Raw genomic sequence first — 1,227 nt, 5'->3', positions numbered from 1 at the left:
GATGAAGAGACGGGGCTGCATTACAACTGGTGGCGGTACTATGATCCTGAGGTGGGGAGGTATCTCAGGGTGGATCCGATTGGGTTGGAGGGGGGGATTAATCTTTTTCGATTTGTCGAAAACAATCCGATAAATAATATAGATTTTAATGGGTTATCTTGTATTAAGTTGTTTTCATTTACTGTTCCATCCGGTATTTCGAAAGATTTTAGGCTTAAGCATTTAGGTGATTGGGAATTCATTGCTCCACCGCAAGCACAATTATCAATTTCTCCTGGTAAAATTCTTGGTAAATATGGTCCAGTTATCTCCAATACGACAACTGGCCTTGCTCTCTGCAATGCAAAGCGTAAACGAATTTATGAGGGTACTTACAAATTATTCGGAACAAGAATAGAAGGGGGAGTATGTTATGATAAGTGCTATAGAGTTACTCGTTGGTCTAGAGAAGAACAAGTTATATTAGGTGAAGGGCATTTGAGAGACAGAATAGAATATGATGGAGCTTCAAAAGCAATCAAGATTGTTGCCCCGGTAGCTTTTTTGGCAAATCTTGTATGTGCTCAATGGCTCATGACATTAAGATAAGGGGACAAAATAATATTGCTTAAAATTACTATAACAATAAAAAAGGTCATTGGTTTTATTATATTGTTTGTTGTGGCATTTTTTCTAAATCAATTTATAAAAATGTATCTGTTGGAATTGCTGCTCAATTCCCAGGTGTTAAGTGGTGTGCGAATTGGTATGGTTTATTTGTTTATTCTGAGCCTACCAAATATAATATTTTATCTTTTGGTGGGTATGTGCTTGGCATTGGTGATGCAGAGAGATTTGATATTTTGGGTTTCGCTCTATTGTACTTTTGAATTGCTTTGGCTGCTATTTTTTCAATCACCACTTTTATTTAAGGCAGATTTATTCGGCTATCTTTTGGTGTATTTGCCTACGGTAGTTATTCCTTTAGTAGTTGCATTAGGTGCCTCTGTTGTTCATTCAATAAGGTCTCAACCATAGGCATCCCACTTCTACACAACTATAGGACACCCAGTGCGCCGGGATAAGCTGGCAAAACTGAATGCTGCGTCAACGCAAGTGGCAGACAGGTTCACCGGAGTCGCTGATCCGGTGCATGTGTGAATGTCTCATGAACGGAACCTAAGGAGGCCTCACTCAGCGGTACTTTAAGAGTAACTGACAGCTCCAAGGTAAGTAGCCGAACAGCTG

The 1,227-nt window shown here is 39.5% G+C and carries 2 protein-coding genes; both read left to right on the top strand.

The features are described 5' to 3' along the window. On the top strand, positions 1 to 588 hold a 588-nt coding region (locus LZ24_RS17005; protein ID WP_144686898.1), incomplete at its 5' end, for an RHS repeat-associated core domain-containing protein. Positions 589 to 603: 15 nt separating this feature from the next. Then, positions 604 to 1,017: a hypothetical protein gene (locus tag LZ24_RS17000; protein ID WP_144686897.1), complete on the top strand. Its 414-nt coding sequence runs from the start codon at positions 604 to 606 to the stop codon at positions 1,015 to 1,017. Positions 1,018 to 1,227: the final 210 nt, after the last annotated feature.

The organism is Desulfobotulus alkaliphilus (assembly GCF_007830435.1).
GTDB lineage: Bacteria > Desulfobacterota > Desulfobacteria > Desulfobacterales > ASO4-4 > Desulfobotulus > Desulfobotulus alkaliphilus.
This window is presented reverse-complemented; position numbering and strand designations above follow the sequence as displayed.